Source organism: Skermanella sp. (genome assembly GCF_059503625.1).
In genome coordinates, this window is record NZ_JCACHA010000970.1 from 1 (window position 1) to 6547 (window position 6547).

Annotated in this window: 5 protein-coding genes and 2 pseudogenes; 6 read left to right on the forward strand and 1 reads right to left on the reverse strand. The window is 64.9% G+C overall.

Features of this window, described 5'->3' with window-relative positions; translation table 11 throughout:
• The first annotated feature begins 595 nt into the window (after nt 1-595).
• From AC5JJ6_RS35600 to AC5JJ6_RS35610, 3 genes and pseudogenes are all read left to right on the forward strand, one after another.
• Nucleotides 596-1108 carry an ADP-ribosylglycohydrolase family protein gene (locus AC5JJ6_RS35600; protein ID WP_496046577.1) on the forward strand — a complete coding sequence of 171 codons (513 nt, stop codon included), beginning with the start codon at nt 596-598 and terminating at the stop codon, nt 1106-1108.
• 112 nt (nt 1109-1220) lie between these two features.
• Nucleotides 1221-2597: a cytochrome P450 gene (locus AC5JJ6_RS35605; protein ID WP_496046578.1), complete on the forward strand. Its 1377-nt coding sequence runs from the start codon at nt 1221-1223 to the stop codon at nt 2595-2597.
• Nucleotides 2598-3246: 649 nt separating this feature from the next.
• A pseudogene (locus tag AC5JJ6_RS35610) lies at nt 3247-3657 on the forward strand (transposase); the annotation flags it as partial.
• 300 nt (nt 3658-3957) lie between these two features.
• Here the strand turns inward: AC5JJ6_RS35610 and AC5JJ6_RS35615 are convergent.
• A pseudogene (locus AC5JJ6_RS35615) lies at nt 3958-4095 on the reverse strand (IS110 family transposase); the annotation flags it as partial.
• Nucleotides 4096-4237: 142 nt separating this feature from the next.
• On the opposite strand from AC5JJ6_RS35615, the gene AC5JJ6_RS35620 reads away from it, so the two are divergent.
• The 3 genes from AC5JJ6_RS35620 (at nt 4238) to AC5JJ6_RS35630 (ending at nt 6407) form a co-directional block, all read left to right on the forward strand.
• Nucleotides 4238-4777 carry a transposase gene (locus AC5JJ6_RS35620; RefSeq protein WP_496046574.1) on the forward strand — a complete coding sequence of 180 codons (540 nt, stop codon included), beginning with the start codon at nt 4238-4240 and terminating at the stop codon, nt 4775-4777.
• Nucleotides 4778-4965: 188 nt separating this feature from the next.
• A complete protein-coding gene (locus AC5JJ6_RS35625; RefSeq protein WP_496046575.1) occupies nt 4966-5658 on the forward strand; it encodes a nucleotide-binding protein in 693 nt (230 codons plus the stop codon).
• Nucleotides 5655-6407, forward strand: a complete 753-nt coding sequence (locus AC5JJ6_RS35630) for a hypothetical protein (protein ID WP_496046576.1) — start codon at nt 5655-5657, stop codon at nt 6405-6407. Before AC5JJ6_RS35625 ends, AC5JJ6_RS35630 begins: the two co-directional genes overlap by 4 nt.
• Nucleotides 6408-6547 lie beyond the last annotated feature (140 nt).

Consider the following 6547-nt stretch of genomic DNA (forward strand, 5'->3'; position numbering starts at 1 on the left):
TTCCTGCCAACCCGAAGCGGTATGCCGCTCGGAAGCCAGCATTGGCTGCCGGCGAGGTGGTGACGCGGCCATGACCTCGCATGGGGTAACGACTTTGTTCTTGATCGTGCGCCATGCCCCAGCAGCGTCGGCCCATGCCCGAATCGTCTGCACCCGACCCACCCGCCACCACAGCCGAGGTCCCTGCCCCGCTGGCCGGCCCCCTGCTGCCGGTGGATGCGGCGCGGAGCTCGCCTTGGCCTTGGCCTTGGCCTTGGCCTTGGCCTTGGCCTGCAGTCCACGAGCGCGGCCGGCCAGGGCGCGGTGCGGCCTGGGAGATGGCCGCCACCCTGCTGGCCGAGCGCCCGTAGCGCAGCTCGAGCGGGCCTGGTTCGTGGTCCTCGAGCGTCCGCCCCGCCCGCGTTTGATAGACAGGTGTACCCAGCGTCTCAGCAGGGGATAATCGGGCTGTCGCCGCTTTGTTGCACGGATAGGCTAAGTCACTGAAAAAGCTTAGCGGTTCAGAATCTGTCGAATGCCGTAACCGTCTGATTTGATTGAATTCTTACCTGATCCATGCAACACAGTGGCCTAGACCCACTCGGCGCTGTCTCAACTGCGACTAGGCCGGCTTTCCGCAATTCTCGACGCAGCTGGCAACGGCGCGATCGTGCGGCTCGCGTCGGTCGTGCTCTTTGCCATCCGCAAGCCGCCAGAGCGGCGTCACGCAGTCGCGGTTGATCTGGCGGTCCGGCAGGCGCGGCTGACCCACAACAGCGAGGAGGCCGCTGCGACGGCGGAGGTCATGGCTGGCCTCCTGCACGACCGGCTTCACGGCGCTGGGCTGGAGGGCCTGGGCGAGGTGGCGGCAAGTCGGAGCCTAGTGCGGTCCGGCGGCTATGTCTGCAACACCTGGGACGCTACGCGCTGGGCTGTCGCTACCACCGGCAGCTACCATGAGGCGGTACTCGCCGCGGCCAATCTCGGCGAGGATGCCGACACCGCCGCGGCCGTCGCAGGACAGACCGCAGCGGAAATGTACGGCTCTGCCGGCATCCCCAACGCGTGGCGCGAGCGGCTGCTGTGGCGGAACGAGATCGAGGCGGCGGGTTGGAGCCTTATCGGCTAGCCTCACCACTGCGTCGACTACAGTCTGACACGAGAGCAAGCATCGGCCTCGAAGGATGGAACTCGAAGTTGCTGCCGCTCTGAGGACCCGCGGCGAGAAGAGGGCTGTGGCTATGGTTCCAGCTGGAGTGCCGCATACCCGTGCGAAGGTTGTGCCGCCCTCACGGCGCGCCCTTGCGCATATCCCGGGCAGCAATGGCTTGCCGCTTATCGGCAGCACCCTCCAGGTCCTCGCCGATCCCAAGGGCTACTACGAGGCGCTCGCCGCGCGGCATGGGCTCGTGATGCGGGTCAATATCCTTGGTGAGACGGGTGTGCAGCTGCTGGGGCCGGAGGCGAACGAGCTGGTGCTGTTCGACCAGCAGCGCCTCTTCTCCGCCCAGCTGGGCTGGGGCCGATTCCTCGACCGGGTCTTCCCGCGTGGCCTGCTGACCCTGGACTTCGAGGAGCACAGACTGCAGCGCCGTACGCTGGCGGTGGCCTTCAAGGCCGGGCCGCTGCGGGCCTATCTGGCGACGCTGGATACCGGGATCGCCGCCGCTGTGGCGCGCTGGCGGGCCACAGCGGGCCCGATGACGCTCTATCCGGAGATGAAGCGCCTCACCCTCGATCTTGCCGCGCGGTCCTTTCTCAGCGCCGACATTGGCCCTGACATGGACGAAGTTAGGACTGCGTTCGCCGACATGGTAGCAGCGACGGTCGCGCCCATTCGAAGGCCGCTACCGGGAACGCAGATGCGCCGTGGCGTGCGGGGCCGCGCGCGTATCGTCGCACACCTTGCCCGACAGGTTCCGTCTCGTCGCCTGTCGGATGGTAGCGACCTGTTCACCCAGCTCTGTCATGCGACAATGGAGGATGGCGTGCCGCTCCCTACCCAGGCGGTGGTGGATCATATGAGCTTCCTGATGATGGCGGCGCACGACACACTCACCTCCTCGCTCACGGCCTTTGTATGGCTACTTGCCGCTAACCCGCTTTGGCAGGTTCGACTACGTGACGAGATTGCCGGGCTCGGCCTGCAGGCTGACGAGCCATTGCCCTTCGACCGACTGGACGAACTGCGGCTGACCGGGAGAGCGTTCGAGGAAGCGCTACGGATCATCCCACCAGTACCCGCCGTGCCGCGACGCGCGCTGCGGGACTTCGAGTTCGGCGGCTACCACATCCCGGCCGGCACCTCGATCGGGATCAATCCGCTGTTCACGCATCATATGCCGGAGCTCTGGCCCGCCCCCGATCGCTTCGACCCGAACCGCTTCAACGAGACTGCGCGGGTAAGCCGTCGCCGTGGCGCCTATGTCCCGTTCGGCGGCGGCGCGCATATGTGTCTCGGGCTGAACTTTGCCGTCATGCAGGCCAAATGCTTCGCTCGGCACTTGCTGCAAAACTTTTCGGTCGGCGTCGCGCCTGGCTACGTTACAGCCTGGAGGATGTGGCCAATTCCGCAGCCAAAGGATGGAATGCAATTGCGCCTAGTACGCATAGACTGATGAGCCGCACAGGAGTGGTGTGCAACATCACTAATGAGACCTGTGCGCGGGTGGCAAATGACACAGGACATGGGGGCTCAAAGCCTGCTGCAGACGCTACTTGATGTAGTTCGGCGGACCCGCGCACAGGTCTCACTAATACCAACCGCCCTAGACTTTGATCTGTGCCCAGGTGCGGCTGGTGATGGAGGTGACCTGCTCTGGCCTACGCATCACGCGCTCCAGGACGCGCAGCAGGCGTCCACGATGGCGTCGTAGCTCTCCCACACGCGGTGACTGAAGAAGTTGGCCCGCAGGAACTCCCACAGGTTCTCGAACAGGTTCAGTTCGGGTGCATAGCGGGGCAGCGATAGCAGGCTGATAGGACCAAGACAGCGTGGGCTCCCTCGCTGACGCGCTGACTGATCTCGGCGAGGTGGATGTTCATGGCCTCGAGGTTGACGGTGGGCATCACCACTGCCGCGCCTACGCCGCGCTTGGGGCAGACCGCGCCGAACAGGTAAGCCCGGGTGTATCGGTGATCGCGCACCGCACGCCGACGCGTGCGACGCCTGGCCCAGATGCGGCGTTGTTGCATGGATCCGGCCAGTGGCGCTGTGAGCCGGGCCGCCGTAGGAGGATGGCCCCTCCTTTGACCTCGGACACCATCTTGCCGTTCAAACCAAACCAGGACCGCCACCACCATATCCCCAAGTAGAAGCGCAAAGTTCGGAACTGGCGCGAGTATCATGCCAGCCTGCGCCAGCGCGGCAGCCTGACAGTGTGGTTCTCTGACGAGGCGATCGAGGAGTGGCGCGCCTCGCCGCGCACCACCCCAGGTGGGCAGCCCTAGTACTCACCACTGGCGATCCTGACGGCGCTGACCCTGCGGGCCGTGTTCCGCCTAGCCCTACGCCAGACGGAGGGGTTGATTGGCTCCATCATTCACCTGCTCGGGCTGGCTTTGGCGGTGCCCGACCACACCACCCTGTGCCGCCGGGCCGGGACGCTGGAGGTGCCGCCGCCACAGCCGCGCAGGGACGGTGAGGCCGTCCACCTGCTGGTCGACAGCACCGGCCTTCTGTAATGGGGCATCCAGAGTCAAGCTCATCCTTCGGTGCCTCGTCACGGGAGTCTGGCTTCTGTCCGTCGTCGGCGCTGCGGCCGCGCACAAGATGCTGTCGGAAGGAGCGGGCGAGCCGATCTGAAGCACGTGGTCCATGCCGTTAGGTATGACCGACGTCCGGTGCTGCGGCTTCACCCGATCCCGCGTCCCCGTGACGGGACCTCGAGGACGAACGGCGCTCCCAAGCGGCCGCGCGTCGATCCCTTTCCCTGCTTCAGGCGGCGGCTTCGGCCTCGCGGCCCCAGCGGAACTCGGTCCCGTCTCCCGAAGGTAGGCGACCAGCGCCACCGGCTCACTGGCCACCTTGGCCTCCCGCAGGATCTGTCCAGTGCCGTCCACCACGCACACACAGCTCAGCTTGAGCGAGACATCGATCGCAGCGAAGTACTCCATGACCGTCCCTCCTGGTTGCGCCGGACCGCCACTCGGTCCTGTTCACACCCTCAGCTTGGGGACGACCACTCCAACCAGGAACACCCAGTTCCTAAAGGCAGCCCAGCCCCATACGGCATCTTAAGCTCTGCAGCGCGGGCAAGTGGCTGCTGGAGAAGCATGGCACCAAACGCGTCGGTCCTGGCGGAAGCTGCACGTCGGCATGGATGCTGAGACTGGCCAGATTGTCGTGGCGGCGCTGACCACCAACGACGTCGATGACGGCGTCGAGGTTGGCTCCTTGCTAGATCAAGTAACAGCACCAGTGGCTTCGTTCACCGCGGACGGCGCCTACGACCAGGAAGGCGTTGCCGCTGCGGTAGCCGAGCGTCACCCGCGAGTAGCGATCATCGTGCCGCCACGCTCCACGGCCGTGCCGAGCGAGACGGCAGAGAGCGCGCCGACGCAGCCGGACTGCCATCCGCGGTACATCACCGAGCATGGACGAACGGCCTGGCAGAAGGCATCCGGCTACACCGTCCGAGCCCGCGTTGAAGCCACCATCGGCAGGTTCAAGCAGGTGATCGGTGACGGGCTGCACTGCCGCACGGACCAGCGTCGGGCGACCGAGGTGGACGGCGCCGTCCATGTGCTGAACCAAATGTTGGATCTGGGACGCCCGATCTCCGTTCGCATCGCCTGAACCCAGACGAGGATTGAACCGCCTGCGTTCGTATTATCGCTCCCTGCAACACGCCCTCGCCTATCGGTTCTTGGCGGCAAGCCGGTTTGACATGTCTAATTTCCGCTTTTTGGCCTTGCCGGCGCATGAGCGTGGACACGGCAAGGTAAGCACAGGTATTGCGACGTTGGGGATTGAAGGGGTTAAGAATGCCACAGGCAGCCGTGCGCAAGCGCGCCTTGGAGGTGAAGGATACGCGCTGCCGTATTCTTTTAATTAGCAGCCCAAAAGGTGGATCGGGCAAGTCCGTCCTCAGCCGCCACATTCTTGTCAGCGCCGCGCAAGCTGGGATCAAGGCCATTGGGCTTGACTTCGACCGGCAGCAAACGCTGTCGAAATGGGCGGGTCGGCGCACGCGAACACGTGAGGCCTTTCCGGACTTTGCCGAGACGCTCGTCGAGGCAGCGTCGCTTGGCGAGTGGCGCGGTGCGCTGCGCCGGACGGGAGGCTACCAGCTAGCTGTTCTCGACACACCACCAAGTGTAGAGGACCACCTGCCCGCGATCGACGGTCTCGGCGAGGCGGCTGACCTGATTCTGGTTCCTGCCGTTTGCACACAGGACGACGTGGAATCCGTGGCCCCCTGGGTTAAAGCGCTGGCTGGTAAAGGCTTCACGACCTCGGTTGTCTTGAACCGCGCGAATCGCCGCACGACGAGCTATGCGCGGATGCGGGGCGCCCTGGTGAAGGCGGGGTCGGTCTGCCCAACGGAGCTACCTCAGCTAGAGGACATCCATGTGCCGTCCACGAAGGGCCTCACGCTGCTCGACTACTCGAAGTCGCGCGGGATCGAGCCTTTCGAGGAGATTTGGGCCTACGTGCGCCGGGAGGTTGGACTGTGAGCTCGGCTACTGGAAAGCGGTCGAAGGCGGCGCTGAAGGCGTTCCTCACAGCGGAGGAAGACCCCGAGGCCGAGATGGCTGTCGTGGATCCGCGAGCAGCCGAGCTCCGTTCCCTCGGTGCCGACGACCCGGCTGCACTGCAAGCCATCCAGGAGGTTTTTGCTGGTACAAGCCTGCCAGACGACCAAGAGAAGGTCCGGCGCATCCTCCGCACTCGGAGTGAGATCCAGAAAGAGTGGGGCGATGCCCGCGATTCCTTTCTAGCGATTGGGCGAGCGCTGATTTCCCTTGAGGCTGAGTTGACAAAGGTCGAGTTCGCGCGCCTCCGGCAGGGCACGGAGCGCATATTCCCGTTCTCTGACGCCACAGCGACGCAACTACGCCAGATCGCTCGGGCTGTAGACGGCGGGCGGATCCCGGCGACCTCCTGCCCAGGCAGCTACGGTACAGCCTACCAGATCACGCTGTTGACGGAACCGCAGCTGCGGGTCGCATGGGAAAGGGGATTGATCCGCCCCAATGTGACCCGCCGTGAGATCATGCAGTTGCGTCGAGAAGTGCCGGCTAATGGGGCTGAGACGACACCGTCGGGGCGCGTGGACCGGACGCGACTGCGAGAGGAACGGGCTCGGCTCGGCGAGCGACAGGCCCGCTTGGTAGAGGAGCTGGCAAATGTAGAGCGTCGCATTGCCCAGATCGATGAGCTGCTGTCGCCGGTAATCGACGGAGAGGCCGAGCAGATCGCATAGGCCACATCCAGAGGGGGCAGGGGAAGGCAGCCGGCGGCAAATAACTCGCGCGGCCCTGGACTCTGGCGGGGAATCAGCGGATCGACCTGGCTAGAGCATTTCAGGTTTAGTCGAACGCGCAGCCTGAGTTGGCAAGGTAG

What these genes read in the sequence shown, in the direction of transcription:
- AC5JJ6_RS35605 (WP_496046578.1), top strand. Translation starts at nt 1,221, where the DNA reads ATGGTTCCAGCTGGAGTGCCGCATACCCGTGCGAAGGTTGTGCCGCCC.
- AC5JJ6_RS35625 (WP_496046575.1), top strand. Translation starts at nt 4,966, where the DNA reads ATGCCACAGGCAGCCGTGCGCAAGCGCGCCTTGGAGGTGAAGGATACG.